The organism is Pseudomonas sp. Irchel 3H9, assembly GCF_900187495.1.
Classification (GTDB): domain Bacteria; phylum Pseudomonadota; class Gammaproteobacteria; order Pseudomonadales; family Pseudomonadaceae; genus Aquipseudomonas; species Aquipseudomonas sivasensis.
In genome coordinates this window covers 16,718-42,287 of record NZ_FYDK01000010.1, presented here as the reverse complement: position 1 = coordinate 42,287, position 25,570 = coordinate 16,718, and the positions used below count along the sequence as shown (strand labels likewise).

The window sequence follows — 25,570 nt, the reverse complement described above, 5'->3', positions numbered from 1 at the left end:
TTGCCTGCGATTGGCCTCTCAGCCCTCGCCTTCCTCAACAAACACCACACGATTCCCAAATGGATCCTTGATGCTCATCTCCCGCGATCCCCAAGGCGTTTCTTCAACGCTGGGCTTGGCATAACGGTAATCCTTAGCCTGCAATTGCTGCTGGTAGGCATCTACCCCTTGCGCCTGAATCCGCACCGCCGCGCCCGGCGAAGCGTCGCCATGATGCTCGGACAGATGCAGCACGCACTCGCCCAAGGATACTTGAAGGTACAGCGGGTAATTCGCCTCGAAACGATGCTGCCAATCAACCTTGAACCCAAGGAACTCCACATAGAATTCCAACGCCTTGGTCTCGTCGAAAATCCGCAGGATAGGGGTGACTTTTCCTAAGTGCATGGCAACCGCTCCGTTTTTGAGATCGCCCACTATAGAGCGCTGAACCCCCGACGCAAATCTCCCTGGCGAGCCAGGAATCGTCCTGGGCGCTGACCATTGGCCTGTCCATCGCTGTAGCTCAGCACGCCATTGACCCACACACCATCAATGCCCTCTGCCGCCTGCTCTGGATTTTTGAAATCCGCCACATCCCGCACCCGCAACGGGTCGAACAACACCAGGTCCGCCCAGTGCCCTTCGCGAATTTCACCCCGCTCGACCAGGCCGAAACGCGCCGCCGACAAGCCGGTCATCTTGTGCACGGCGGTATGCAACGGGAACAACCCGATATCCCGGCTGAAATGCCCCAAGACCCGTGGGAACGCGCCCCACAAGCGTGGATGGGGAAACGGATCTTCAGGCAAGCCATCCGACCCCACCATCGACAATGGATGCGCGAGGATGCGTCGTACATCCGCTTCATCCATTCCGTAGTACACCGCACCCGCAGGCTGCAGACGGCGGGCGGCGTCCATCAAGGAGACGTCCCATTCGCCAGCAATGTCCTGCAAATCTCGCCCGCCCATGTCCGGATGGGGCGTGGACCACGTAATGGTGATGCGAAACGCATCGGTCACTTGCTTCAAATCCAGAGTCGAAGAACTGGCTGCGTAGGGATAACAGTCACATCCCACCGGATGGGTTTTCGCCGCCTGCTCCAGAGCGGCCAGCAGCTGCGGACTGCGCCCCCAGTTACCCGCCCCGGCGCATTTGAGGTGGGAAATAATCACCGGCACCTTGGCGTGCCGGCCGATCAGAAAAGCTTCGTCCATCGCCTCCAGCACTGGCTCGAATTCGCTGCGTAGATGGGTGGTGTACACGGCGCCGTAGGCCGTGAGTTCTTCACTCAGTTGCAGCACTTCATCGGTCTCGGCATTGAATGCGCTGGCGTAGGCCAGGCCTGTGGATAAACCGAGGGCGCCGGCTTCAAGACTCTCTTGTAACTGCACGCGCATGGCGGTGATTTCATCCGGTGTGGCGGTGCGATGCAGATCGTCCATGTGGTTGCTGCGCAGCGCCGTGTGGCCGATCAATGCCGCGACGTTGAGCGCTGGATGGGCGCTTTCAACGGCGCTGCGATAGTCGCTGAAACGGGGATATACAAACGCCGCAGCGCTGCCCAGCAGGTTCATCGGGTCCGGCGGGTCGTTGCGCAAACTCACCGGCGAAGCGCTGATGCCACAGTTGCCGACAATCACCGTGGTCACGCCCTGACTGAGCTTGGGCAGCATCTGCGGATGACGGATAACAACGGTGTCGTCGTGGGTATGGACATCGATAAACCCCGGCGCCAACACGCGGCCGGTGGCGTCGATTTCATGCTCGGCCGTCGCAGCAGACAGATCACCGATTGTCTCGATACGCCCATCGCGCAGCCCAACATCCGCGACATAACCGGGTGTGTTGCTGCCATCGATGATCAGCGCGTGGCGAATCAGCGTGTCGTACTTCATATCAGTCTCCAAGCGGCAAGCTATCGGGGCCGCCGCGATAATCGTCCAGGGCCAGTTTGATCCGGCGCAGGCGTTCCTGGTTGTCGTCCGGCAGGACCAGCGCCAACTCGGTAGCGAGCAGGTCGATGGCCAGCAGCAGGCCGTAGCGCGCTGCGGTGGGTTTGTAGATAAAGCTGGTTTCGGCTGGTTGCAGCGGCAACAGGACATCCGCCAATCGCGCCAGGGGGGAATCGGCCAAGGTGATGGCGATGATGCGGGCGTCGTAGTTGCGCGCCAGGTCCACCACGTCCAGCAGTTCCGGCGTAATACCGGTCAGCGAACAGACGATCAGCGCATGTTCCGGCCCCAAGGTGGCGGCCGTGACGCGCATCATCACCGGGTCATGGCAAGCGGCAATCGGGTAGCCCAGGCGGACAAGACGCACCTGTAACTCGTCGCTGCACAGACTCGACGGGCCGCCCATGCCGAACGCGTGGATCATCCGGGCCTTGCTCAGCAGGCTGACCGCATCGGCGAAACTCGCCTGGTTGAACCCCGACAAGTGCTGACGCAACGTCGCCTCGATATCACCGAGAATCTGCCGGTGAAACGCCGACTGTTCGGGCAACCCCGCCGGGTCCAGGAAACGGCTGCCGACGCCGCTGGCTTGGGCCAGTTGCAGGCGCAAATCGCGTAGATCGCGGCAACCGACGCTGCGTGCAAAACGCGACAAGGTCGCCGTACTGACTTCAGCCCGTTGGGACAACTCATCCAGGCTGGCTGACGCCGCAAAACCCACATCATCGAGCATCAGCTTGGCGATACGTCCTTCGCCGGCGCTGAAAGAAGCCTGGCGGGCGCGGATCTGGTAGAGGATGTCCATGGGGGCTCCGGGTTACAAAATACAGGACAGGCCGTAAGTCAGACCGAAGGCAACCACAGAGATCAGAGTCTCCAATACGGTCCAGGTCTTGAAGGTCTGGATTACCGTCATATTGAAGTATTCCTTGATCAGCCAGAAGCCGCCGTCATTCACGTGGGAAAAGATCACCGAGCCCGCACCGGTGGCCAGCACCAGTAATTCAGGGTGTGGATAACCCAACCCCATGGCGACGGGCGCGACCACGCCGGACGCCGTCGTCATGGCCACCGTGGCCGAGCCGGTCGCAATGCGCATCAACGCCGCGAACAGCCAGCCCATCACCAGGGGCGACAGTTGGAACGCATTGGCAAGGCCGAGAATTTCATTGGTCACCCCAGCGTCCACCAGGATGCGATTCAAACCGCCGCCCGCCCCGACCAGCAAGGTGATGCTGGCCGTCGGCGCCAGGCATTCGTTGGTGAACTTGAGGATCGATTCGCGGTTGAAGCCTTGGGCCAGCCCCAAGGTCCAGAAGCTCACCAAGGTCGCCACCAGCAACGCGATGACCGAGTTGCCGATAAACAAGAGGAACTGGTTGAAACCGGTCCCCGGCGTAGAGATTACGTTGGCCCATCCGCCGATCATCATCAGCACCACCGGCAACAGGATGGTGCCCATGGTCAGGGCAAAACTCGGCAAACGGGTGCGCGGTTCACGCTCGATAAATTGGCGTTCCAGCGGGTTTTCTGCCGGCAGGTGGATGTGCGGCACGATGAACTTGGCGTAGACGGGCCCTGCAATGATCGCCGTGGGGATACCGATCAGAATCGCATACAGCACCGTCTGCCCCACCGACGCGTTATACGCCAGCACGGCCATCATCGCCGCCGGATGCGGCGGCACCAGCGCGTGTACCACCGACAAACCGGCGACCATCGGCAAGCCGACCATCAAAATCGACACGCCTACGCGTCGGGCGACGGTAAAGGCGATGGGCACCAGCAACACAAAACCCACCTCGAAAAACAGCGGCAACCCCACCAGAAAGGCAATGCACACCATCGCCCAATGGGCGTTGCGCTCGCCAAAACGATTGATCAGCGTGCGCGCCACCTGCTCGGCGCCACCGGACTCGGCCATCATCTTGCCGAGCATGGTGCCCAGCGCCACAACGAGCGCGATATGCCCAAGGGTCTTGCCAACACCCGCCTCGTAGGAGCCCATGATGGTGTCCGCTGGCATCCCGGCCATCAGCGCCAGGCCTATGGATACCAGGGTGATGACGATAAACGGGTTGAGTCGGTAACGTGCAATCAGCACGATCAAAGCAATGATGGCGATGGCAGCGTATGCCAACAGCCCGAAGCCCGGTGATGCGGCCATGCGGTACTCCTCGGAAAGGGTCACGTCGAATTGGTTGTGAAACTCATAAATCATTACCGAGGAGCATTTTCAAATTTTATGAAAGTAAGTTTCGCCCACAGACAAGCGCTGTCGCGTTGGGACATGCCCTACACCTGCGTATGAAAATTGGGGGGCTGTTCTTACATGAAGATCAGAGAAGACCGGAAACTCAGCCCAGCGGGCTGAGTCATAGAATGCACACCCACTGTTGCCAGGAAAATCGAGCATGATTCGCACCACATTCGCCGCCGGCGTCCTGCTTCTCGCCGTATGCGGCACTGCCGCCGCTGCCGACAACCCGGCGCTGAAAAAATGCATGGACGGCGCCAACACCACTGCCGATATGGTCAGCTGCAACGTCAAGGAAACCAAGGTGCAAGACACGCGCCTGAACAAAGCCTACAAGACCGCCATCGCCGCCCTGGAAGGCACGCGCCAGCAGCAACTGCAGGACCTGCAGCGCCTGTGGATCAAATACCGTGACGCCAATTGCGCCTTCGCCGGCTCCGCCACCGGCGGCACCATCGACCAAGTCAACGGTTCCGGCTGCGTGCTGGACATGACCCAGACCCGCGCCCAGGAATTGGAAGACCTGGTCGGGCCGTGATGTGGTGGCGAGGGCGCTTACTCCCGTTAGGCTGCGCAGCGGCCGCAAATCTTGGTAGTAAGCGCCCTCGCCAAAGAGGCTCAATTAGTCGTGATGCACCCGCGCACGCTTGAGCAACTTCTTGCAGCGCTCAGACAAATGCAACACCCGCAGATGCTTGCCGGCCTTGGTGTAGCGCTCGCGCAAGGTCATCAGCGCGGCAATCGCTGAGTAGTCGACAAAGCTCAGGTGACGACAATCCAGCGTCACCTGATCCGGGTCATTGGACGGGTCGAACTGGTTTAAAAACGGCGTGGTCGAGGCAAAGAACAACGTGCCGTGCAGGCGATAGAGCTTGCTACCGTCGGCTTCCAGATGCTCATCCGCGTACAACTCACGGGCCTGTTGCCAAGCGAAGTTGAGCGCGGCGATCACGATACCGCACAGCACGGCAGTGGCCAGGTCGGTAAATACCGTGATCACCGTCACCGCAATAATCACCAGCACATCATTGAGCGGCACTTTGTTGATCACCCGCAGCGACGCCCAGGCGAAGGTCTGCTGGGACACCACGAACATCACCCCCACCAGCGCCGCCAGCGGGATCCGCTCAATCAGCGGTGACAGAAAAAGAATGAACAACAGAATCATCACCCCGGCAAACACCCCGGAGAAGCGCCCACGTCCGCCGGAGCTGAGGTTGATCACGGTTTGCCCGATCATCGCGCAACCGCCCATGCCGCCGAAGAGGCCCGAGACCATATTCGCCGCACCCAACGCCACGCTTTCGCGATCAGGATAGCCGCGGGTTTCGGTGATTTCGTCGGTAAGGTTCAGGGTCAGCAGGGTTTCCAGCAGGCCGACCATGGCCATCAAGAAAGCGTAGGGCGCGATGATGCCGAGGGTTTCCAGGGTCCAGGGGATCTGTGGCAACGCGAAGGTCGGCAGGCCACCGGCGATGTGGGCCATGTCGCCGAGGGTGCGGGTTGGCAGACCGAGCAGGTACACCGCCAGGCCCACGCCGAGGATCGCCACCAAGGCCGGCGGTACCGCGCGGGTGAGGCGCGGCAGCAGGTAGACAATGGCCATGGTCGCCGCCACCAGCCCGGTCATCACATACAACGGCGTGCCGCTGAGCCAGGTTTCACCGCTCTTGAAATGCTCCAACTGCGCCAGGGCAATGATGATCGCCAGGCCGTTGACGAACCCGAGCATCACCGAATGCGGCACCATGCGCACCAGCTTGCCCAGGCGCAGCAGGCCGAAGGCGACCATGATCAACCCGCCCAGCAGCACCGTTGCCAGCAAATATTCCACGCCGTGCTGCACCACCAACGCGACGATCACCACCGCCATCGAGCCCGCCGCGCCGGAGACCATACCGGGCCGACCGCCGAACAAGGCCGTCAGGGTGCAGATGATAAAGGCGCCGTATAGGCCCATCAGCGGATTAAGGTGAGCCACCAGAGCAAAGGCGATGCATTCGGGCAGCAGCGCGAAAGACGTGGTGAGGCCGGCCAGGGCATCGGCGCGCAGTCGGGTGAGGTTCATGAGGTACCAGGGAGTTGCGGGGGATAAGGCGGGGAATGGTACGGAAATGAGCGGGGTGGGGCTAGTCTGGAAGACCGAGTGGTCGCCATCGGGGGCAAGCCCCCTCCCACACTTGGCCGTGTTCCAGTTTTGGAACGCATTCTAATGTGGGAGGTGGCTTGCTCCCGATGGCCGACTCGGTCTCAAGCGAACATCACACCATTTCGTGACGAATCCACTCAACCACCGACGTGCGCTTTGGTGCCCAGCCCAGCAGTTCGCGGGCGTGCTTGCCGCGCACCCGGCTGTTCGAACCCAGGCCGTAGTTGGCCATTTCATAACCCCACTCGGCTTCAGCCTCGGCCAATGGCCAGTCCTGCGGCTTGCCCAGCTTCAGCGCGTCAGCGATGGCCGTGGTCATGTCGACAAACGCCGCTTCGCTGCTTTCCACAAAGTAGAACGTGCCCGGTACGTTCTTCGTCAGCGCCAGCAGGTACAACGCAACCACGTCTTCGATGTGCACGTTGGACCAGATGTTCTGCCCTGTGCCCACATGGCGCACCACCCCACTCTTGCGCGCCTGCTTGAGCAAGCGCGGCAGTTGCACGCTGTCACGCTGTACGCCCAGGCTATGGCCGTAGATCAGGGTGTTGCAGATCACCGCCGAATTCACGCCGTCCTGGGCAGCAGCCAGGATCAGGTTGTCGATGGCCACACGCGCGGCCTTGTCGACGGTCGGCTCCGGCAGGTTGTCTTCGAAATAGATCACGTCGCTGGCCTTACCGCCCGACGCATCGCCCACGATGCTCGAACCGCTGGTGTGCAGGAACGGCTTGTTTGATCCCTGCAAGGCGGTCAACAGCGTTTCTACCGCAGCACGATGGTCGCTGCTGGCGGCGTTGATCACCGCATCGGCCTTGTGCGCTTGCTCGGTAAGCACGGCAGCGTCATCGAGGCTGCCGATCACCGGAGCGATGCCCAGGGCCGTCAGCTCAGCCGCTTGCTCGGCGCTGCGTACCAGGCCGGTGACGTGATGGCCGGCCTTGACCAGGCCGGTGGCAATCGAACCGCCGATAAAACCTGCGGCGCCGGTAACGAATACGTTCATGGAGGTTTCTCCTGACTGGGTAAGTGATAGGCCCAGTATCCCGGCCCCACCCTTACCGAATAAGCCCCTGACGCCCAATTCAATCTTGCGTGGCAGTCACGAATCAGCAGGCATACCGCGCCAGTTTGGCCTGGATAAAGTCCAGGAAGCACTGGATGCGCAACGCCAACTGCGAGTTACGGTAGAAGACCGCGTGGATCGGCTGGCGATAACCGCTGTTGAAGGCTTCCAACACCGGCACCAGGCGGCCGGCGTCGATGTCGGCGCTGGTCATGAAGTTCGACAGGCAACAAATACCCTGCCCCTCCAGCGCCAACTGGCGCAGGGTTTCGCCGCTGGAGGCAGCGATGCTCGGCTGAATCAGCCAGCGGTCACCCTCCACATGGCGCAGCGGCCAGTGGTTGAGGGTTTCGGTCTGACTGAAGCCGAGCAACGTGTGGTCAGCCAACTCGGCCACCGTGGTGGGGGCGCCGTATTGCTTAAGGTATTCAGGGCTGGCCAGGATATGCAGCGGCGTACAACCGAGGGAACGCGCATGCAAGGTCGAGTCGGCCAGGGCGCCGATGCGAATGGCGATGTCGGTGCTCTGCTCCAGCAGGTCGATGATCAGGTCATCGCTGTTCAACTCCAACTGGATCTGCGGGTACAAGCTGCGAAACTCGGCAATGTACGGCACGATCCCATGCAGCATAAACGGCACGGCCGCGTTGATACGCAGCCGCCCGGCCGGGTTCTTCTGACGTGACGACAGGCGCTCTTCCAGCTCATCCATCTGCGCCAGGATCAGCTTGGCCTGTTCGAAGAAATACTTGCCCTCTTCGGTCAGGTCCATGCGTCGCGTGGTGCGGTTGATCAGCGTGGTGTCGAGCTTGGCTTCCAGGCGCGACAAGGTACGGCTGACCGCCGACGGCGTCTGCCCGACCTGCTCCGCCGCTGCGGAAATCGAGCCGCACTCGATGACGCTGACGAAGATCTGTAGCTCATCGGATCGGGCTTTCACGGACGGTCCTCGTTATCGGTTCAGTGCAGCTTATTACACCGAGAGCTTGAACACCTGCGCCAGATGCTGCTCATAGCGCACCACGTCTGCCTCGATGGCTGGGCGTTTCATCACATCCACGCACAAAAAGGTCGGCAAGCCGGTCATGCCGAGGAACTCGTGGGCCTTGTGGAATGGGAAGTACACCGCATCCACGCCCTTGGCTTCGAAGAAATCGCTCGGGTCGTCGAAGGCTTGCTGCGGTGCGTTCCAGGTCAGGGACAGCATGTACTGCTTGCCCTGGATCAGGCCGCCACTGCCGTATTTCTGCGAGGCATCGGAACGGGTGCGACCGTCGCTGGCGTACAGGCTGCCATGGCCTTCGGTGAAGACTTCGTCGATGTACTTCTTGACGATCCACGGCGCCCCCATCCACCAACCAGGCATCTGGTAGATGATAACGTCGGCCCAGAGGAACTTGGCCACCTCTTCGGGCACGTCGTAGCCTTCGTCGATATGGGTGACTTTAACGTCGATACCGCCTCGATCCAGCACAGCCAGGGCGGTTTCATGCAGGGTGGTGTTGTAGCGGCCATCGGAGTGGGCGAACTTTTTGCCGCCGTTGAGCAGGAGTACTTTTTTCATGGGAGGGGATCCAGAAGGTTGAAAATGTCTGAACGCAGACTATCGGCCCTGACCCTTCGGAATAAGCCGTCACCCGGCAAAATACCTTTGATCAAAAAGCACGAATACCCATGAGATTGTTAACCACTGATCAGCAGATGACCGCCCAACAGGGCCATGCCGATGAAAAATACCCGCTTGAATAACACCGCACTGATGCGCTGGCGCAGCGCTTGGCCCAGCCACATGCCCAGCAGCGCCGGCACCAGCGCGAGCAGCGAGGCACTCACTTCACCGCCACCCAAGGTGCCACGCCAAGCCAATCCCGCCGCCAGCGCCAGCGTCGACACGGTGAACGACAGGCCGAGGGCCTGTACCAACTGATCGCGACTCAGGCCCAAGGCTTGCAAATACGGCACCGCAGGAATCACGAACACGCCAGTGGCCGAGGTGATCAAACCGGTGATCAGCCCACACAACGGGCCCAACCAGCGTTCGGTCTGCGGCTTGACCTTGAAGGAGGGCAAAAACAACCCGCTCAACGCATACACCAGCAACGCCGCGCCCAGCGCGCGCACCACCCAGTGCCCACCTTCCATGCCAAGCCACACCGTACTCAGCCCGGTGCCGAGGAAAATCAGCACGAGCATCGGCCAAAGGCGTTTGAGCAAGCCACTCAGGTGCCCGCCGAATGCCAGTTGCCAAAGGTTGGTGACCGTTGAAGGAATGATCAGCAACGCCGCAGCCTGCGCCGGCAACATAGCCAAGCCGAGCATGCCCATGGCGACTGTCGGTAAGCCGAGGCCGATTACTCCTTTGACGGTGCCCGCCAGCAGGAACGTGCCAATCACCAGCAAAGTAACGGCGGGACCGAGGTTTTGGTAGAACGCAAGGAAGGTAATCATGGGCAGAGTGTGCGACTTTTCGATGCGTTCTGAAATTCGCCATATACTGAGGCAGCCTCTTGTTTAGCAAGAGCCTTGGGGCCGCATCGGGGGCAAGTCCCCTCCCACTTAGACTGTGTTCACCCATCCAAATGTGGGAGGGAGCTTGCCCCCGATGCGGCCAGTAGAGCCATCCGAGAACCCCACCCATGCACGTTGACCTGATCGATCTGCGCCTCTACCTGCATACCCTGGACACCGGCAACATCACCGCCGGCGCCAGCCGCAGCCATTTATCCCTGGCAGCCGCAAGCGCACGCATCCGCGCTATGGAAGCATCGCTGGGCATCGAATTGCTTGAGCGGGGCCGTCGGGGTGTCACGCCGACACCTGCAGGTAAAGCCCTCGCGCGCCACGCTCGCCTGCTGCTGCAACAGGCTGACCATCTGCAACAGGACCTCGCCGAATACGCCAACGGCATCAAAGGCCAAGTGCGCCTGCTGTGCAACACCACTGCGCTCAGCGAATACCTGCCGGAACTGCTCGCGGACTTTCTACGCGAACACCCCAACCTCGATATCGACCTGCAGGAGTTGCCCAGCCTGCGCATCATCCAGGCCCTGCGTCAGGGCACGGCCGACCTGGGGATCATCTCCGATGCAGTAGACACCCACGGTTTGCAGACCCTGCCCTTTCGCGATGACCCGCTGGTGCTGATCATGCCCCTGGATCATCCCCTGGCAGCGAGCCCGGTGAGTTTTATCGACAGCCTGCAACACGATTACGTCGGCCTCGCGGTCCACAGCGCACTGTCGGTGTACCTGGAAGAACAAGCGCTGCACGCAGGGTTCCGCTTACAGACGCGCATCCGCGCCGAGGGCTTTGATGGGGTGATTCGGATGGTCGCACGAGGTGCTGGCCTGGGCATCGTGCCCCGGGCCGCGTTGGATCGCTGGCCCTTGGCGCGCCACTTCAAGGCCCAGCCTCTGGGAGAAGACTGGGCCCGCCGACAGCTGTTGCTTTGCGCACGTTCGTTCGAGCAACTGCCGGGTTACGCCAAAGCCTTGTTCAACGCCTTGGCCCTGCCCTTGCGGAAGAACCCGTAATACACCGCCGACAGAATCAACAGGAACGGCACGCCAAACACCAACGTCATCTTGAACGCCTCGGTGAAATACGTGGTGATCATCACCGCGCCCATGAGCACCAGACCCAGCAATGTGCTGTAGGGAAACAGGCGCAGTTGGAATGACAACTTCGCCCCGCCGTGACGCTTGCGATAGCGACGGAAAAACAGGTGCGTGAGGAAGATCATGAACCAGGTGAAGATCGCGCCAAACATCGAGATCGCCATCATCAGGGTGAACGAGCTTTCCGGGTACACCACATTCAACAAGGTCGCCAGGGCAATGCCCGAACTGGACAGCAGCAGCGCATTCAGCGGGATGCCGCTTTTGCTCAACGCGCCCATGGACTTGGGCGCGAAGCCCGCGCGGGACAGGCTGAACATCATGCGTGTAGTGATGTAGAGCTGGCTGTTCATCGCTGACAACGCGGCGATCAGGATCACGAAATTCATCACTCCGGTGGCTCCGGGAATGCCGATAGTCTGCATCACTGTAACGAACGGGCTTTGGGTCTGCCCGGCCTGATTCCACGGCACGATGGCCAGCATCAGCGCCAGGGTCAGCAGGTAAAACACCACCAGGCGCACGATGGTCGCGCGAAAGGCCTTCTTCACCGCCTGCTCCGGGTCGGCGGCTTCACCGGCAGCCACGGCGATCATCTCGACGCTCAGGTAACTGAAGATCGACACAATCACGGCAATCCACATGCCGCTCAAGCCATGGGGGAAAAAACCGCCGTGTGCGGTGTAATTCTGCACGCCATACTCCGGGTTTCCGGAGCCGAACACCACATACACGGCCAGGATGATGAAGCCGACGATGGCGCTGATCTTGATGGTGGAGAACCAGTATTCAAAGTTGCCAAACGTCTTCACGCTGATCGCATTAAGCAGGATCAGCACACTGGAAAAGGACACAATCCACACCCACTCCGGCACGTTGGCGAACCAGTACTTCATGTACATCGCCACCGCCGTGACCTCGGCGCCCACCGCCAGCACAATCGCCGCCCAATAGGCATAACGCACCAGAAACCCAGCCAGCGGGCCGATGTAGAACTCGGCATAGGCGCCGAAGGAACCCGAGGTGGAATGCGCAACGGTCATCTCCGCCAGGCAGCCCATCAACAGCAAGGTGATCAGTGCACCAATGGCGTAGCTCACCAGCACGCTCGGCCCGGCATAACCGATGGCATAGGCGCTGCCCATGAACAACCCGGTGCCGATGGCGCCACCGATGGCGATCATGCTCATCTGGCCGGAAGTGAGCTGGCGCCGAAGGCCCAGTTCGCGTTGGGTGATCTCGGCAAAGCCGGTGTCTGGCGTAGTCACGTGGGGTGCCCCTTTATTATTGTGGTTGCACTATTTGTCTGTTGCCGCACATCCCCTGTGGGAGGGGGCTTGCTCCCGATGGAGGTGTATCAGCTTGCCAATCCGGCGACTGACACACTGCCATCGGGAGCAAGCCCCCTCCCACATGAGGTCTTTGGTGTTTATCCATTGTGTATCTGATGCAAGCCCTCTCCCATAATGTTGTCTGCGTTTATTCAGGTGACGCTGTGGCGGACTTTGAATTGCGGCTGGTCCCAGGTGTTCTCGTCGAGAATCTCACCGAGGATTTCCACAGCGTCCCAGACCTCAGTAAAGCTCGTGTACAGCGGCGTAAACCCAAACCGCATAATCCGCGGCTCGCGGTAATCGCCGATCACGCCACGGGCAATCAGAGCCTGAATCACTGCATAACCTTCGGGGTGCTCAAAACTCACATGGCTACCGCGCCGGGCATGCTCACGCGGGGTGATCAACACCAGGCCATGAGCCGCGCAACGGGCTTCAACCAACTCGATAAACAGATCCGTCAACGCCAGGGATTTAGTGCGCAGGCTGGCCATATCAGTCTGCTCAAAAATCGCCAGCCCACACTCCACCATCGCCAGCGAGGTGATCGGTTGGGTGCCGCACAAGTAGCGGGCAATACCGGCGCTCGGCGCATAGTTGGCCTCCATGGCGAACTGCCGGGTATGCCCGAACCAGCCCGAAAGCGGCTGGCGTACGAGGTCGACCAACGCCGGATTGACCCACACAAACGCCTGGGAGCCCGGGCCGCCGTTGAGGTATTTATAAGTGCAGCCAATCGCGTAATCGGCCCCGGCGTTATGCAGATCGATGGGCACCGCGCCCGCCGAGTGCGCCAAATCCCAGATACTCAGCGCGCCACATTCATGGCTCAAGGCAGTAAGCGCCTGCATGTCGTACATGTAGCCGGTCTTGTAGTTGACGTGGGTGAGCAGCACCACCGCCACGTCGGCGTCGATGGCCTGGTGCAGTTCGTCCGGGCTGTTCACCAGGCGCAGGGAGTAACCCTGTTGCAGCAATTCAGCCAGACCTTCGGCGATGTACAGGTCGGTGGGAAAGTTGCTTGCTTCGCTGACGATTACCTTGCGCTCTGCTGCGCGTTGGCGCTGCACCGTCAGTGCAGCGCTGAGCACTTTGAACAGGTTAATGGAGGTGGTATCGGTGATCACCACTTCGCCGTCCCGCGCACCGATCAGCGGCGCAAGGCGATTGCCCAGGCGCTGGGACAAGTCTGCCCAACCGGCGCTGTTCCAACTGCGGATCAAGCCATTGCCCCACTCCTCGGCAATCACCTGTTGCGCCCGCGCCAGCGATGCCACCGGACGCGCGCCAAGGGAGTTACCGTCGAGGTAGATCACACCCTCCGGCAAGGAAAATTGATTGCGCAACGGCGCCAGCGGGTCCTGGGCGTCGAGGGCTTGGCAATGGCTTCGGGTGGTCATGGAGAGTCCTGGTTTTTATAGGTGGGAATGAACCAAATAATGAACGAAGCTTTAGAGAATTTTCGTGCAAAGTGGTGGGTAACAGGCTAATTAAGCAGTAGGAAATTCGAATTTAACCCCTAAACACGCGGATTTATTCAAACCATGATTCTTGACGCCACCGACCTGCGCCTCCTGCATTTCCTGCAACAGGATGGCCGTATCAGCAACCAGGAACTGGCGGAAAAAGTCGCACTGTCGCCCTCCGCCTGCCTGCGCCGTTTGCGTCTGCTGGAGAGCGAAGGAATCATCAGCGGCTACCGCGCGGTGCTGAATGCCGAGCAATTGGGGATCGAGCTGGAAGCCATCGTCCACCTGTCGTTGCGCCAGGATGTGGAGGATTGGCATGAGACGTTTATCAAGAAGGTGCAAGGCTGGCCGGAAGTGGCCAGCGCCTATGTGATCACCGGCGCCAGCAACTATGTGCTGCGGGTGCAGGCGCGCAACCTCAAGCACTTTTCGGACTTTATCGTGAACCACCTGAACCGCACGGCGGGGGTGATGGATATACGCTCGGAAATCGTGCTGCAGAAGATCAAGGATAAGGATGAGGTGCTTGATCTCGTCGTACGCAAATAGTCAGCCACGCCTCAGATCAAATGTGGGAGGGGGCTTGCCCCCGATAGCGATATGTCAGTCATTTAAATGTTGAATGATCCGCCGCTATCGGGAGCAAGCCCCCTCCCATATTTTTGACCGCATTTAGTCTTCGAGGGCGCGGACTCGCTGCATGCGTTTCTGTTCTACCGGCGCATCAGCCGTCTGCAACTCAAAATCAAAATCAATCTGTGCAAACCGCCCTTCCACCCCAAACTCCCGCGCCAGTTGCTGATCGTCGCTGAAGCGAATCTCGGCAATTAATTCATCCCGCGTCGCGTAGGCAAAGTCATCGTGCAGGTACGGGTCATCCGACAGGTTGATCTGTGTCGTCAGGTGCCGATGCCCCGGCGCCGAGATGAAGAAGTGGATATGTGCCGGCCGCTGCCCGTGGCGCCCCAATTGATCGAGCAGTTGCTGGGTCGGTCCAGTCGGCGGGCAGCCGTAGCCCGACGGCACGATGCTGCGAAAACGGTAGTTACCCTGGGCGTCGGTCTCTATGCGTCGGCGCAGGTTAAATTCCGACTGGGTGTTATCGAACCAGGAATAAGTGCCGCCCGTGTTGGCCTGCCACACATCCACAATCGCCCCAGCCAACGGTTTACCGTTGGTGTCGCGCACTTGTCCGCGCATGAACAGCGGCACTGCGGCATCCTTCCCGTCATCCAGCCGCGCTTCGTACTGGGACAGCGGCGCACCCGCCACGTACAGCGGGCCTTCGATGGTACGTGGCGTGCCGCCGGATTTGCCGGCTTCTTCATCGGCGGCGTCCATCAACATGTCCAGGTAGTGCTCCAGGCCCAACCCGGCAGCAAGCAGTCCGGCTTCCTGGTTCTTGCCCAGTTCGTTGAGGTAGTTGACCGCCTTCCAGAACTCTTCCGGCGTCACGTCCAGGTCTTCGATGATGTTCACGGTGTCGCGCAAAATCCGGTAGATCAGCGCTTTAGTGCGCGGGTTACCGCCGTCATTAAGGTTGCCGCTGGCTTCTTCGAGAAACTGTTGGGCGTGGGCAGTCTGGGACAGTCGGATGGACATGGTGCGATCCTCATCTTGTAATTGTTAGGTGTAGAACAGGCTTAACGGTCGTCCTCATGGATCGACGAAGGGTGCCGGCACAGGGCGTTCACTTCGATGGCCATGTAGGGATAAAGCGGCAGTTGCATCAGCAGGTCGTGCAGCTCTTGCACGCTGTCGACATCGAACACGCTGTAGTTGGCGTAAAGCCCGGCGATGCGCCACAGGTGGCGCCATTTGCCTTGCTCTTGTAAACGTCGAGCCAGGGCTTTTTCGTCGGCCTTGAGGCGGGCGGCGCGCTCCGGATTCATGTCGACGGGCAGATTCACGGTCATTTTTACGTGGAACAACATGGCAAGCGCCTCTTAGTGTTTGTCACGACGGAAGAACGCCAGACGCTCTTCATCGATGGCCAGGCCCAGGCCCGGCGCAGTGGAGACATGCAACTGAAAATCGCGGTACACCGGCGGTTCGGTGAGGATGTCTTCGGTGAGCAGCAGCGGACCGAACAGTTCGGTGTCCCACGCCAGCTTGTTCAAGGTCAGGAACGCATGGGCCGAGGCCAGGGTGCCGATGCCGCCTTCGAGCATGGTGCCGCCGTACAGGCCGATACCCGCCGCTTCAGCAATCGCGGCCGTGCGCAACACCGCACGCGGGCCGCCGTTCTTGGCGATCTTCAGGGCGAACACTGACGCCGCACCTTCACGGGCGAGGTTAAAGGCATCCTCGACACATTCGATGGATTCATCCGCCATGATCGGCGCTGGGCTCGACAGGTTCAGCCGGGCCATGCCGCCACGGTTATTGCGCGAGATCGGTTGTTCGATCAGGTCGATGCCGTTGTCGCCAAGCACCTTGCACGCGCGCAGGGCGACGGCTTCATCCCAGGCCTGATTGACGTCGACACGCACACTGGCGCGCTCGCCCAAGGCCTTTTTGATCGCGATCACATGAGCGAGGTCGCGACCGACTTCACCGGCGCCGATCTTGAGTTTGAAGATGCGGTGGCGGCGCAGGTCGAGCATCTTTTCGGCTTCGGCGATGTCTTGTTCGGTGTTGCCGCTGGCCAAGGTCCAGGCCACCGGCAACGCGTCACGTACACGGCCGCCGAGCAGCTCGCTCACCGGCAGGTTCAGGCGCTTGCCCAATGCATCGAGCAACGCGCTTTCAATACCGGACTTGGCAAAGGTATTGCCGCGAATACTGCGCTCCAGGCGCAACATGGCGGCGTTGATGTTGCTGGCGTCCTGGCCGATCAGCAGCGGCGCGAAGTGGCGGTCGATATTGATTTTGATGCTGTCGGGACTCTCGTTGCCGTAGCTCAGACCGCCGATGGTGGTGGACTCACCGATGCCTTCGATGCCGTCGGCGCAACGCACGCGGATGATCACCAGGGTCTGGTTCTGCATCGTGTGCATTGCCAGCTTGTGCGGGCGAATGGTGGGGAGGTCGACGATAATGGTCTCGATCGACTCAATGGCGCAAATCGGCATGGCAATACCCGCTGGGTTCTTTATAGGTCTGCGCTGATTCTGTTCCCGCTCTTTGCGTGGAGCCAATATAGAATTAGTCTCGAACAATACTCTCAAGGTATGAAAGGAGCCGTCATGGAACTGCGTCATCTGCGCTACTTCCAGGTGCTGGGCGAAACCCTCAACTTCACCCGGGCCGCCGAACGCCTGCACATCGCCCAACCACCGTTGAGCCGGCAGATCCAGCAACTGGAGGATGAGCTGGGGGTGATTCTGCTGGAACGCGGCCGCCCACTGCGACTGACCGAAGCCGGGCGGTTTTTCTATGAACACGCCAATGTGCTGCTCGAACAGTTGAACAAGGTCTGCGACAGCACCCGGCGCATCGGCCAGGGCGAAAAGACCTGGCTGGGCATCGGCTTTGCGCCGTCGACTTTGTATGGCGTACTGCCCGAGCTGATCCGGCGACTGCGCAGCCATGACGCGCTGGAGCTGGAATTGGGTTTGTCCGAAATGACCACCTTGCAGCAGGTTGAAGCGCTCAAGGCCGGGCGCATTGATGTCGGCTTCGGGCGTATCCGCATCGACGACCCAGCCATTGACCAGCGTGTACTGGTGGAGGATCGACTGGTGGCGGTACTGCCTGCCGGCCACCCGCTGCTGGCGGCGCCGGCCACCCTCGCCCAATTGGCCGCCGAGCCGTTTGTGCTGTACCCCGGCAACCCACGCCCCAGTTATGCCGACCATGTGATCGCGCTGTTCGATACCCACGGTTTAAGCCTCAAGGTGGCGCAGTGGACTAACGAGCTGCAGACCGCGATTGGCCTGGTCGGCGCTGGCATGGGCGTGACGCTGGTGCCTGCGTCGGTGCAGGTGCTGCATCGGGCGGATATCGGTTACACGCCGATTGTGGAAACCACCGCGACCTCGCCGATTATTCTCAGCCGAAGGGTGAATGATCAGTCGCCGGGGCTTAGTCATTGCCTGCAGTTGGTGGAAGAACTGATCTGAAACGCTATAAACACTGCGATCTCCCTGTGGGAGGGGGCTTGCCCCCGATTGCGCTGGGCCAGTTAACGAATGGGCTGACTGATCCACCGTTATCGGGGGCAAGCCCCCTCCCACATTTTGCTCTTCATCAGGCTCAAGTACTGCGCAGGCGATTGCGCTGCAGCGTCTGGCTGGGCGACTCATCAAACAGCTTGCGATACTCCGCCGAAAACCGTCCCAAGTGAGTAAAGCCCCAGCCCAAGGCAATCTCGGAGATGGTACGAATTGAACCGTGCTCAAGGATTTCCTGGCGCACCGCGCCCAGTCGGTACTTCTTCAGGTAGGCCATCGGCGACAGGGCAAAGTACTTGCGGAAAGCGTCGAACAGCTTGAAGCGCGACACGCCTGCTGCGGCTTCCAGGTCTTCCAGGTGCAGCGCTTCGCGGGCGTTGTCGTGAATGTATTGGCGCGCGCGGATCAAGTAATGCGGCAGTTTCACGCCCAGTACGTCGCGCAGTTCTTCGGAGTAATTATTGGGCTGGGCCAGGATCAACCCCTTGATCAGCGAGCTTTCCAGATCCCGGGTAAACGCGGCCTGTTCATACAACTCGCTGCTGCGCTCCAGTTCGGCAATGAAGTAACGCGCCATGCGCCACCACGAGGCCGGGGCGCCATCCACCGCATCCATCACCGACTCAAAGCGCAGCGGTGCGTCGATGGGCCGTTGCAACAAACCTTCCAGTGACTCACTCATCGCTGCCCGCGTAATCACCACTTGCAGCTTGCGACAGTCCCCGGAAATCGCCAGCACCTGGTGCTCGTTGGGCGAGATGATCACGCCTTGGTCGCGGTTGGAACTCAGGCGCTCACCGTTCTTGCTCAACTCCTGCTCACCCACCAACGGCAGGCTGAGGCTGTAGCTACTGAAGTGCTCGGCATCCTCGATATCGATGGTCACGTCGGTGCCGTATTCGATCACGCCCAAGGTGGTCGCGCGGGACTTAAACACATTGGCGCTGTGGTGAAAACGCAGGCGCTCCGGGGTCGTCGTCGCCAGGCGGTGCGGCCCGCAGATGCCGGACATCCAGCTGCGGGCGCCTTCGAGGTCGAAGCGTTGGATATGGATATCGCGTGTCTGGCTGCTCATCAGGGTGCACCCACGGCGGTTAGGCATTTGCGCGCTCTGACGGCGCGTCGTTATCGTTGTTGGACAGCAAGTTCTGCGCCACGCCGGTGGTAGCGCCACTGGGTGGATAGCAAGGGCCGACTATGTGGATAAGTCACCGGTTTTCATGCCCCTCGCGCCCTATGACAGTAGCGCATGACGTTACCTCGCCGCACCGTATTGGGTACTCCGCGCCCAACTTTGCGGCCCATCTTCCCCCATTAAGCGGATAGCCCACGCCCTGCCCCGCTGCCTCTAATAAACCACCGATTAGCCCCTATCAAAAAGGTGCCTCCCATGAGTGGTGCAAGAAGCGTCGAGCAGTGGAAAAGTTTTATCGAAAGCTGCCTGGATTTTCGTCCGGCAGACGAAGTGTTCCGCATCGCCCGGGACATGTTCACCGAGCCGCAACTGTTCGACCTGGAGATGGAACTGATCTTCGAAAAGAACTGGATCTACGCCTGCCACGAAAGCGAACTGGCCCATAACCATGACTTCGTGACCATGCGCGCCGGGCGCCAGCCGATGATTATCACCCGCGATGGCGAAGGCCAGCTCAATGCGCTGATCAACGCCTGCCAGCATCGCGGCACCACCCTCACCCGCGTCGGCAAGGGCAACCAGTCCACCTTTACCTGCCCGTTTCACGCCTGGTGTTACAAGAGCGATGGCCGGTTGGTGAAGGTCAAGGCGCCGGGGGAATACCCGGAAGGTTTCGACAAAGCCACCCGAGGCCTTAAAAAAGCGCGAATCGAAAGCTACAAAGGTTTTGTGTTTATCAGTCTGGACGTGAACGGCACGGACAGCCTGGAAGACTTCCTCGGCGATGCCAAAGTGTTCTTCGACATGATGGTCGCGCAATCCGCCACCGGTGAGCTGGAAGTGCTGCCGGGTAAATCCGCCTACACCTACGACGGCAACTGGAAGCTGCAGAACGAAAACGGTCTGGACGGTTATCACGTGAGTACCGTGCACTACAACTACGTGGCCACGGTGCAGCATCGCCAACAGGTGAATACCGAGAACGGCACCGGTTCCGGCACCACACTGGACTACAGCAAACTCGGTGCAGGCGACGCGAATACCGATGACGGTTGGTTCGCCTTCAACAACGGCCACAGCCTGTTGTTCAGCGACATGCCCAACCCGACCGTGCGTTCCGGCTACGCCACCATCATGCCGCGCCTGGTGGAAGAACACGGCCAGCAAAAAGCCGAATGGATGATGCACCGCCTGCGCAATCTGAACATCTATCCGAGCCTGTTCTTCCTCGATCAGATCAGCTCGCAACTGCGCATCATCCGCCCGGTGGCGTGGAACAAGACCGAGATCATCAGCCAATGCCTGGGGGTGAAAAACGAGTCCGACGCTGACCGCGAAAACCGCATTCGCCAATTCGAGGATTTCTTCAACGTATCGGGCATGGGCACGCCGGACGACCTGGTGGAATTTCGTGAAGCCCAGCGTGGTTTCCAAGGCCGCCTGGAGCGCTGGAGCGATATCTCCCGTGGCAGCCATCGCTGGGAGACCGGCCCGACACCGAACAGTGAAGCCATCGGCATCCAACCGGCCATGACCGGCACTGAATTCACCCACGAAGGGCTGTACGTCAACCAGCACCGCAACTGGCAGCAGTTCCTGCTCAACGGCCTTGATCGACAAGCGCTGACACTGCGGGAGGTGCAATGATGAATGCCCAACTGCAATACAGGATCGAGCAGTTTTTCTACCGAAAATCCGAACTCTGCGACGCCCAAGACTGGGACGCCTATGTGCAGCTGTTCGACCCGCAGAGCGAGTTCCATCTGCCGCAATGGGACTCGGAGCATGTGTACACCCGCGATCCCAAACGCGAGATGTCGTTGATCTACTACGCCAACCGCTCAGGCCTGGAAGACCGAGTCTTTCGCCTGCGCACCGGCAAGGCAGCCTCGGCCACGCCAATGCCGCGCACCTTGCACCTGATCAATAACGTACGCATCGCAGAACAGGCGGATGGCTCGCTGGAAGTGAAGCTGAACTGGCACACGCTGTTCTATCGGCTGGCGACTTCGGAGCAGTTTTACGGACAGGCCACTTACCGCCTCAAACCTGAGGGAGACAGTTGGCTGATCACTCGCAAGCATGCGCTGCTGCTCAACGACACCATCAACTCGGTGCTGGATTTCTATCACCTTTAAAGCACCCTTGTTGTGGTGGTGAGCGGGCTTTTTGTGGTGAGCGGGCTTGCCCCGCGCTGGGGCGCGCAGCGGCCCATGGTGCAAGCACTGCGGTTTGGCGGGAAAAATGCGGCGACTCTCATGTGGCTGCTTCGCAGCCCAGTGCGGGGCAAGCCCGCTCACCCCAACAGGCCGTACGTACGTCATAAATATGCAGAGAACAACACATGAATCACAAAGTGGCCTTCAGTTTTGCCGACGGCAAGACCCTGTTTTTCCCCGTGGGCGCCCATGAAATCCTATTGGATGCGGCCCTGCGCAATGGCATCAAGATCCCCCTGGATTGCCGCGAAGGTGTATGCGGCACCTGCCAGGGTCGTTGCGAATCGGGCGACTACACCCAGGACTACGTGGACGACGAAGCCCTCTCAAGCCTCGACCTGCAACAACGCAAGATGCTCAGTTGCCAGACGCGGGTGAAGTCCGACGCCACCTTCTACTTCGACTTCGATTCGAGCTTGTGCAATGCACCGAACCCGGTGCAGGTGCGCGGAACGGTCAGCGAGGTGCAATTGGTGTCGGCCAGTACGGCGATCCTCAACGTGCAATTGGACGCGCCACTGGATTTTCTACCCGGCCAATATGCACGCCTCTCGGTGCCAGGCACGGACAGTTGGCGTTCCTACTCTTTCGCCAACCTGGCGGGCAATCAGGTGCAGTTTCTGATCCGCTTGCTGCCCGATGGGGTGATGAGCAACTACCTGCGTGAGCGCTGCCAAGTCGGCGATGAACTGCTGATGGAGGCACCGCTGGGTGCGTTCTACCTTCGGCACGTCACCCAACCGCTGGTGCTGGTCGCCGGCGGCACCGGGTTGTCGGCGCTGCTGGGCATGCTCGATCAACTGGCCGCCACTGGCTGCGACCAGCCGGTGCACCTCTACTATGGCGTGCGCGGTGCCGAGGACTTATGCGAAGCAACACGCATCGCGGCCTACGCGGCGAAACTGCCGGGTTTTCGCTACACCGAAGTCCTCAGCGACCCTGCAGATGACTGGCCCGGAAAGCGCGGCTACCTCACCCAACATTTCGACTTGGCCGAATTGCGGGACGGATCGGCGGATATGTATGTCTGCGGCCCCCCTCCAATGGTCGAATCCATCCAACAATGGCTGGCGGATCAGGCACTTGATGGCGTTCAGCTGTATTACGAAAAGTTTACGCAGAGTAATATCTGACTCCTCAGCACTTCTGAGGGGCTGGTGCGGCGTGCAATCAACCCCAAGAAAAACAAGTAGAAGGGAACGTTAATGGCGGATGACATGGTTAACCCGGTGGGCCTCAAGCGTGGCCTGAAGAACCGGCATATTCAGCTGATCGCCTTGGGAGGGGCGATTGGCACGGGGTTGTTCCTCGGCTCGGCCGGGGTGCTCAAGTCGGCGGGCCCGTCGATGATCCTGGGCTACGCGATTGCGGGTTTCATTGCGTTCCTGATCATGCGCCAGCTCGGTGAGATGATCGTCGAAGAGCCGGTGGCCGGCTCGTTCAGCCACTTCGCCCACAAATACTGGGGCGGCTACGCGGGCTTCCTGGCCGGTTGGAACTACTGGGTGCTGTACGTACTGGTGGGCATGGCCGAACTGACGGCCGTGGGCAAGTACATCCAGTTCTGGTGGCCGGAGATCCCGACCTGGGTCAGCGCGCTGGTGTTCTTTGTTGCGGTGAACCTGATCAACACCCTGAACGTGAAGTTCTTCGGTGAAACCGAGTTCTGGTTCGCAATCATCAAGGTGGTGGCGATTGTCGGCATGATCGTGCTCGGCTGCTACCTGCTGTTCAGCGGCACCGGCGGCCCGCAAGCGTCCATCAGTAACCTGTGGAGCCACGGCGGGTTCTTCCCGAATGGCGGCATGGGGCTGTTGATGTCGATGGCGTTCATCATGTTCTCGTTCGGTGGCCTGGAGCTGGTGGGTATTACCGCCGCCGAAGCCACCGAACCGCGCAAAGTGATCCCCAAAGCGATCAACCAGGTGGTCTACCGGATCCTGATCTTCTACGTCGGTGCCCTGACCGTTCTGCTGTCGCTGTACCCATGGGACCAACTGCTGCAAACCCTCGGCGCGTCGGGCGACCCCTACAGCGGCAGCCCGTTTGTGCAAATCTTCTCGCTGATCGGTAACGACACCGCCGCGCACATCCTCAACTTCGTGGTGCTGACCGCGGCGCTGTCGGTGTACAACAGCGGCGTGTACTGCAACAGCCGCATGCTGTTCGGCCTGGCCGAGCAAGGCGATGCGCCAAAAACGCTGATGAAGCTCAACAAGCAAGGCGTACCACTGCGGGCCCTGGCGATCTCGGCGTTGGTGACGATGCTGTGCGTGGTGGTCAACTACGTGGCGCCGCAGAGTGCGCTGGAGTTGCTGTTTGCGCTGGTGGTTGCGTCGCTGATGATCAACTGGGCGCTGATCAGCATCACCCACATCAAGTTCCGCAAGGCCATGGGCGAGCAAGGCGTGACGCCATCGTTCAAGACCTTCTGGTTCCCGTTCAGCAACTACCTGTGCCTGGCGTTCATGCTGATGATCATCAGCGTGATGCTGGCGATCCCGGGTATTCGCGAGTCGGTGTATGCGATGCCGATTTGGGTGGGGATTATCTATGTGGCTTACCGTTTGCGAGTGAGTAAGGCGAAAGCAGTCGCCGCCACGCAGTAATACCCATGTGGGCGGGGGCTTGCCCCCGATAGCAGTGTGTCAGTCACTTATGTGCCCACTGACCCACCGCCATCGGGGGCAAGCCCCCTCCCACATTTGATTGCATTGCAAATGAAAAGCCCCGGTAATCCGGGGCTTTTTGTTTACAGCGTGGAGCGCACTCGCCACAACTCGGGGAACAGCACGGTGTCGAGCATCTTGCGCAGATACCCCACGCCTTCGGTGCCGCCAGTACCGGGTTGGAAACCGATGATGCGCTCAACGGTGGTCACATGCCGAAAGCGCCACTGGCGGAACGAATCTTCCAGATCGATAAACTTTTCAGCCAACTGATACAAATCCCAATAACGGCTCGGATCGCGATACACCTCGCGCCACGCCGCCTCCACCGACTCATCGTGAACGGTCGCCGCCGTCGGGTCGCGCTCGGCGCGTTGTGGATCAATCGCAAGGCCCGCCTTGGTCATCAAGTTGATCGCTTCGTCATACAGCGACGGCGTGGCAATCGCCACTTTCAACTCGTTCAACAACTCCGGCCGATGGGCGTGAGGCCGCAACAGCGCCGCACTTTTATTGCCAAGGATAAATTCGATCTCGCGGTACTGGAACGACTGGAACCCGGACGATTGCCCCAGGAACGGACGAATCGCTTTGTATTCAGAAGGCGTCATGGTCGCCAGCACGGCCCAGGCGTGCACCAGTTGGTCAAAGATCCGCGACACCCGCGCCAGCATCTTGAACGCTGGCGGCAACTCGCCCAGTCGCACATGCTCACGGGCGGCCTTGAGTTCGTGGAGCATCAGTTTCATCCACAGCTCAGAGGTCTGGTGCTGGATGATGAAGAGCATTTCGTTGTGGTCCGGCGACAGCGGGTGCTGGGCGCTGAGGACTTTGCCCAGGTCCAGGTAGTCGCCGTAGCTCATGGACTCGGAAAAATTCAGCTCGGCGTTATGCCATTCTTCCGGCGGTTGGTAATCAGCAGAGAAGGGACATTGGCTCATCGCGTGGGCTCCTTGAGCGGACGGAGAATAGCGCGGACCGGGCTGGCGTCCAGGTTGGCAAAGCGCAGCGGCAGCGCGATCAGTTCGTAGTCGCCTTCCGCTACCTCGTCGAGCACGATGCCTTCGAGAATCGCCATCCCATGCCGGGCCACGGCGTTGTGGGAATCCATGGTCTTGGACTGTTGCGGATCCAGCGAGGGCGTGTCGATACCGATCAGGCGCACGCCCAGGCTGGCGAGCAGCTCAATGGTTTGCGGCGCGATGGCGGTGAAATTCGAATCCCATTCGGTCAGCGGCGCTTGTGGATAAGTACGCAGCAACACACGCTCCGGCAAGTTATCCACACGGCCTTCTAATTGATGCGGTTGCACCAGCGCGCCGCTGCCGAGGCAATGCAGCACCCGACACGGGCCCATGTACACGTCCAACGACACTTCACCGATGGGTGCACCGTCTGCGCTGTAGTGCAGCGGCGCATCCACGTGGGCGCCGGTGTGCGGCGACAAGGTAATGCGCCCTACATTCACCGGGCACTCCGGGCCGAACTGCCACACGCGCTCTTCCTGGAACGGCGTATCACCCGGCCAGGTCGGGGTCGCCGTACTCAAGGGCGGGCTGATATCCCACCACGTTTTTATTGGGTTCATTTAAAGGCTCTCGGC

The 25,570-nt window shown here is 60.2% G+C and carries 25 protein-coding genes; 8 read left to right on the top strand and 17 right to left on the bottom strand.

The genetic code is table 11. The features are described 5' to 3' along the window. Nucleotides 1-18: 18 nt before the first annotated feature. From CKW32_RS26300 to CKW32_RS26285, 4 genes are read right to left on the bottom strand one after another with little or no spacing between them, the layout of a single operon-like run. Entirely contained in the window at nucleotides 19-387 is a 369-nt protein-coding gene (locus tag CKW32_RS26300) for a glyoxalase superfamily protein (protein ID WP_032885592.1), read from the bottom strand. Nucleotides 388-416: 29 nt separating this feature from the next. Continuing rightward, nucleotides 417-1,880: an amidohydrolase family protein gene (locus CKW32_RS26295; RefSeq protein WP_095186367.1), complete on the bottom strand. Its 1,464-nt coding sequence runs from the start codon at nucleotides 1,878-1,880 to the stop codon at nucleotides 417-419. Between the two features lies 1 nt (nucleotide 1,881). Further along, entirely contained in the window at nucleotides 1,882-2,742 is an 861-nt protein-coding gene (locus CKW32_RS26290; RefSeq protein ID WP_095186366.1) for a MurR/RpiR family transcriptional regulator, read from the bottom strand. A 12-nt stretch (nucleotides 2,743-2,754) separates the two neighbouring features. Then, nucleotides 2,755-4,158 carry a gluconate:H+ symporter gene (locus tag CKW32_RS26285; RefSeq protein WP_032885589.1) on the bottom strand — a complete coding sequence of 468 codons (1,404 nt, stop codon included), beginning with the start codon at nucleotides 4,156-4,158 and terminating at the stop codon, nucleotides 2,755-2,757. A 193-nt stretch (nucleotides 4,159-4,351) separates the two neighbouring features. On the opposite strand from CKW32_RS26285, the gene CKW32_RS26280 reads away from it, so the two are divergent. Beyond that, on the top strand, nucleotides 4,352-4,732 hold the full coding sequence (locus CKW32_RS26280; protein WP_032885588.1) for a lysozyme inhibitor LprI family protein: 381 nt from the start codon (nucleotides 4,352-4,354) through the stop codon (nucleotides 4,730-4,732). 84 nt (nucleotides 4,733-4,816) lie between these two features. Here CKW32_RS26280 and CKW32_RS26275 read toward each other — a convergent pair whose 3' ends face one another. The 5 genes from CKW32_RS26275 to CKW32_RS26255 form a co-directional block, all read right to left on the bottom strand. After that, nucleotides 4,817-6,262 (bottom strand): SulP family inorganic anion transporter, encoded by a 1,446-nt coding sequence (locus CKW32_RS26275; RefSeq protein WP_032885587.1) that lies wholly within the window; start codon nucleotides 6,260-6,262, stop codon nucleotides 4,817-4,819. A gap of 193 nt (nucleotides 6,263-6,455) precedes the next feature. Continuing rightward, nucleotides 6,456-7,349, bottom strand: a complete 894-nt coding sequence (locus CKW32_RS26270; RefSeq protein WP_032885586.1) for an NAD-dependent epimerase/dehydratase family protein — start codon at nucleotides 7,347-7,349, stop codon at nucleotides 6,456-6,458. A gap of 103 nt (nucleotides 7,350-7,452) precedes the next feature. Beyond that, a complete protein-coding gene (locus CKW32_RS26265; protein ID WP_095186365.1) occupies nucleotides 7,453-8,349 on the bottom strand; it encodes a LysR family transcriptional regulator in 897 nt (298 codons plus the stop codon). A gap of 33 nt (nucleotides 8,350-8,382) precedes the next feature. Continuing rightward, nucleotides 8,383-8,973: an NAD(P)H-dependent oxidoreductase gene (locus tag CKW32_RS26260; protein WP_095186364.1), complete on the bottom strand. Its 591-nt coding sequence runs from the start codon at nucleotides 8,971-8,973 to the stop codon at nucleotides 8,383-8,385. A gap of 119 nt (nucleotides 8,974-9,092) precedes the next feature. Continuing rightward, a complete protein-coding gene (locus tag CKW32_RS26255; protein ID WP_095186363.1) occupies nucleotides 9,093-9,857 on the bottom strand; it encodes a sulfite exporter TauE/SafE family protein in 765 nt (254 codons plus the stop codon). 188 nt (nucleotides 9,858-10,045) lie between these two features. Here CKW32_RS26255 and CKW32_RS26250 point away from each other — a divergent pair, with 188 nt between their 5' ends. Further along, nucleotides 10,046-10,942 (top strand): LysR substrate-binding domain-containing protein, encoded by an 897-nt coding sequence (locus CKW32_RS26250; protein WP_095186362.1) that lies wholly within the window; start codon nucleotides 10,046-10,048, stop codon nucleotides 10,940-10,942. Here CKW32_RS26250 and CKW32_RS26245 read toward each other — a convergent pair. Continuing rightward, entirely contained in the window at nucleotides 10,888-12,294 is a 1,407-nt protein-coding gene (locus CKW32_RS26245) for an amino acid permease (RefSeq protein WP_095186361.1), read from the bottom strand. The two genes, CKW32_RS26250 and CKW32_RS26245, sit on opposite strands and share 55 nt — an antisense overlap. A gap of 215 nt (nucleotides 12,295-12,509) precedes the next feature. Further along, nucleotides 12,510-13,760 (bottom strand): kynureninase, encoded by a 1,251-nt coding sequence (kynU, locus tag CKW32_RS26240; protein WP_095186360.1) that lies wholly within the window; start codon nucleotides 13,758-13,760, stop codon nucleotides 12,510-12,512. 144 nt (nucleotides 13,761-13,904) lie between these two features. Between kynU and CKW32_RS26235 the strand changes: the two genes are divergently transcribed. Then, nucleotides 13,905-14,378, top strand: coding sequence for an Lrp/AsnC family transcriptional regulator (locus CKW32_RS26235; protein WP_032885579.1), 474 nt, complete (start codon nucleotides 13,905-13,907; stop codon nucleotides 14,376-14,378). A gap of 123 nt (nucleotides 14,379-14,501) precedes the next feature. Here the strand turns inward: CKW32_RS26235 and catA are convergent, their stop codons facing one another. Genes catA through CKW32_RS26220 form a run of 3 tightly spaced genes read right to left on the bottom strand, consistent with a single transcriptional unit; the run spans nucleotide 14,502 to nucleotide 16,903 of the window. Further along, the gene (gene catA / locus CKW32_RS26230) at nucleotides 14,502-15,431 is read right to left on the bottom strand and encodes a catechol 1,2-dioxygenase (RefSeq protein ID WP_095186359.1); all 930 of its coding nucleotides are present in this window, start codon (nucleotides 15,429-15,431) and stop codon (nucleotides 14,502-14,504) included. A gap of 41 nt (nucleotides 15,432-15,472) precedes the next feature. After that, the gene (gene catC, locus CKW32_RS26225; protein WP_032885577.1) at nucleotides 15,473-15,763 is read right to left on the bottom strand and encodes a muconolactone Delta-isomerase; all 291 of its coding nucleotides are present in this window, start codon (nucleotides 15,761-15,763) and stop codon (nucleotides 15,473-15,475) included. Nucleotides 15,764-15,775: 12 nt separating this feature from the next. After that, nucleotides 15,776-16,903 carry a muconate cycloisomerase family protein gene (locus CKW32_RS26220; protein WP_032885576.1) on the bottom strand — a complete coding sequence of 376 codons (1,128 nt, stop codon included), beginning with the start codon at nucleotides 16,901-16,903 and terminating at the stop codon, nucleotides 15,776-15,778. A 114-nt stretch (nucleotides 16,904-17,017) separates the two neighbouring features. Between CKW32_RS26220 and CKW32_RS26215 the strand changes: the two genes are divergently transcribed. Further along, nucleotides 17,018-17,893, top strand: coding sequence for a LysR family transcriptional regulator (locus CKW32_RS26215; protein WP_095186358.1), 876 nt, complete (start codon nucleotides 17,018-17,020; stop codon nucleotides 17,891-17,893). Nucleotides 17,894-18,026: 133 nt separating this feature from the next. Here CKW32_RS26215 and CKW32_RS26210 read toward each other — a convergent pair whose 3' ends face one another. Further along, nucleotides 18,027-19,019 (bottom strand): helix-turn-helix domain-containing protein, encoded by a 993-nt coding sequence (locus tag CKW32_RS26210; protein WP_032885652.1) that lies wholly within the window; start codon nucleotides 19,017-19,019, stop codon nucleotides 18,027-18,029. A 315-nt stretch (nucleotides 19,020-19,334) separates the two neighbouring features. On the opposite strand from CKW32_RS26210, the gene antA reads away from it, so the two are divergent. The 4 genes from antA (at nucleotide 19,335) to CKW32_RS26190 (ending at nucleotide 23,907) form a co-directional block, all read left to right on the top strand. Continuing rightward, entirely contained in the window at nucleotides 19,335-20,726 is a 1,392-nt protein-coding gene (gene antA, locus CKW32_RS26205) for an anthranilate 1,2-dioxygenase large subunit (protein ID WP_032885574.1), read from the top strand. Then, nucleotides 20,726-21,217, top strand: a complete 492-nt coding sequence (gene antB / locus CKW32_RS26200) for an anthranilate 1,2-dioxygenase small subunit (RefSeq protein WP_032885573.1) — start codon at nucleotides 20,726-20,728, stop codon at nucleotides 21,215-21,217. The genes antA and antB overlap by 1 nt, the downstream gene beginning before the upstream one ends. Before the next feature lie 206 nt (nucleotides 21,218-21,423). Next, nucleotides 21,424-22,431: an anthranilate 1,2-dioxygenase electron transfer component AntC gene (gene antC / locus CKW32_RS26195; RefSeq protein WP_032885572.1), complete on the top strand. Its 1,008-nt coding sequence runs from the start codon at nucleotides 21,424-21,426 to the stop codon at nucleotides 22,429-22,431. 72 nt (nucleotides 22,432-22,503) lie between these two features. Then, nucleotides 22,504-23,907 (top strand): amino acid permease, encoded by a 1,404-nt coding sequence (locus tag CKW32_RS26190; protein WP_095186357.1) that lies wholly within the window; start codon nucleotides 22,504-22,506, stop codon nucleotides 23,905-23,907. 143 nt (nucleotides 23,908-24,050) lie between these two features. On the opposite strand, the gene kynA is transcribed toward CKW32_RS26190, so the two are convergent. Together kynA and kynB are read right to left on the bottom strand one after the other, a co-directional pair. Further along, entirely contained in the window at nucleotides 24,051-24,908 is an 858-nt protein-coding gene (kynA, locus tag CKW32_RS26185) for a tryptophan 2,3-dioxygenase (protein WP_032885570.1), read from the bottom strand. Further along, nucleotides 24,905-25,555 carry an arylformamidase gene (gene kynB, locus CKW32_RS26180; protein WP_095186356.1) on the bottom strand — a complete coding sequence of 217 codons (651 nt, stop codon included), beginning with the start codon at nucleotides 25,553-25,555 and terminating at the stop codon, nucleotides 24,905-24,907. The genes kynA and kynB overlap by 4 nt, the downstream gene beginning before the upstream one ends. Between the last annotated feature and the right edge of the window lie 15 nt (nucleotides 25,556-25,570).

Excerpts from the sequence above, each read along its gene's own strand:
- CKW32_RS26300 (WP_032885592.1), bottom strand. The coding sequence starts at position 387 with ATGCACTTAGGAAAAGTCACCCCTATCCTGCGGATTTTCGACGAGACC.
- CKW32_RS26295 (WP_095186367.1), bottom strand. The coding sequence starts at position 1,880 with ATGAAGTACGACACGCTGATTCGCCACGCGCTGATCATCGATGGCAGC.
- CKW32_RS26290 (WP_095186366.1), bottom strand. The coding sequence starts at position 2,742 with ATGGACATCCTCTACCAGATCCGCGCCCGCCAGGCTTCTTTCAGCGCC.
- CKW32_RS26285 (WP_032885589.1), bottom strand. The coding sequence starts at position 4,158 with ATGATTTATGAGTTTCACAACCAATTCGACGTGACCCTTTCCGAGGAG.
- CKW32_RS26280 (WP_032885588.1), top strand. The coding sequence starts at position 4,352 with ATGATTCGCACCACATTCGCCGCCGGCGTCCTGCTTCTCGCCGTATGC.
- CKW32_RS26275 (WP_032885587.1), bottom strand. The coding sequence starts at position 6,262 with ATGAACCTCACCCGACTGCGCGCCGATGCCCTGGCCGGCCTCACCACG.
- CKW32_RS26270 (WP_032885586.1), bottom strand. The coding sequence starts at position 7,349 with ATGAACGTATTCGTTACCGGCGCCGCAGGTTTTATCGGCGGTTCGATT.
- CKW32_RS26260 (WP_095186364.1), bottom strand. The coding sequence starts at position 8,973 with ATGAAAAAAGTACTCCTGCTCAACGGCGGCAAAAAGTTCGCCCACTCC.
- CKW32_RS26255 (WP_095186363.1), bottom strand. The coding sequence starts at position 9,857 with ATGATTACCTTCCTTGCGTTCTACCAAAACCTCGGTCCCGCCGTTACT.
- CKW32_RS26250 (WP_095186362.1), top strand. The coding sequence starts at position 10,046 with ATGCACGTTGACCTGATCGATCTGCGCCTCTACCTGCATACCCTGGAC.
- kynU (WP_095186360.1), bottom strand. The coding sequence starts at position 13,760 with ATGACCACCCGAAGCCATTGCCAAGCCCTCGACGCCCAGGACCCGCTG.
- CKW32_RS26235 (WP_032885579.1), top strand. The coding sequence starts at position 13,905 with ATGATTCTTGACGCCACCGACCTGCGCCTCCTGCATTTCCTGCAACAG.
- catA (WP_095186359.1), bottom strand. The coding sequence starts at position 15,431 with ATGTCCATCCGACTGTCCCAGACTGCCCACGCCCAACAGTTTCTCGAA.
- catC (WP_032885577.1), bottom strand. The coding sequence starts at position 15,763 with ATGTTGTTCCACGTAAAAATGACCGTGAATCTGCCCGTCGACATGAAT.
- CKW32_RS26220 (WP_032885576.1), bottom strand. The coding sequence starts at position 16,903 with ATGCCGATTTGCGCCATTGAGTCGATCGAGACCATTATCGTCGACCTC.
- CKW32_RS26215 (WP_095186358.1), top strand. The coding sequence starts at position 17,018 with ATGGAACTGCGTCATCTGCGCTACTTCCAGGTGCTGGGCGAAACCCTC.
- CKW32_RS26210 (WP_032885652.1), bottom strand. The coding sequence starts at position 19,019 with ATGAGCAGCCAGACACGCGATATCCATATCCAACGCTTCGACCTCGAA.
- antA (WP_032885574.1), top strand. The coding sequence starts at position 19,335 with ATGAGTGGTGCAAGAAGCGTCGAGCAGTGGAAAAGTTTTATCGAAAGC.
- antB (WP_032885573.1), top strand. The coding sequence starts at position 20,726 with ATGAATGCCCAACTGCAATACAGGATCGAGCAGTTTTTCTACCGAAAA.
- antC (WP_032885572.1), top strand. The coding sequence starts at position 21,424 with ATGAATCACAAAGTGGCCTTCAGTTTTGCCGACGGCAAGACCCTGTTT.
- CKW32_RS26190 (WP_095186357.1), top strand. The coding sequence starts at position 22,504 with ATGGCGGATGACATGGTTAACCCGGTGGGCCTCAAGCGTGGCCTGAAG.
- kynA (WP_032885570.1), bottom strand. The coding sequence starts at position 24,908 with ATGAGCCAATGTCCCTTCTCTGCTGATTACCAACCGCCGGAAGAATGG.
- kynB (WP_095186356.1), bottom strand. The coding sequence starts at position 25,555 with ATGAACCCAATAAAAACGTGGTGGGATATCAGCCCGCCCTTGAGTACG.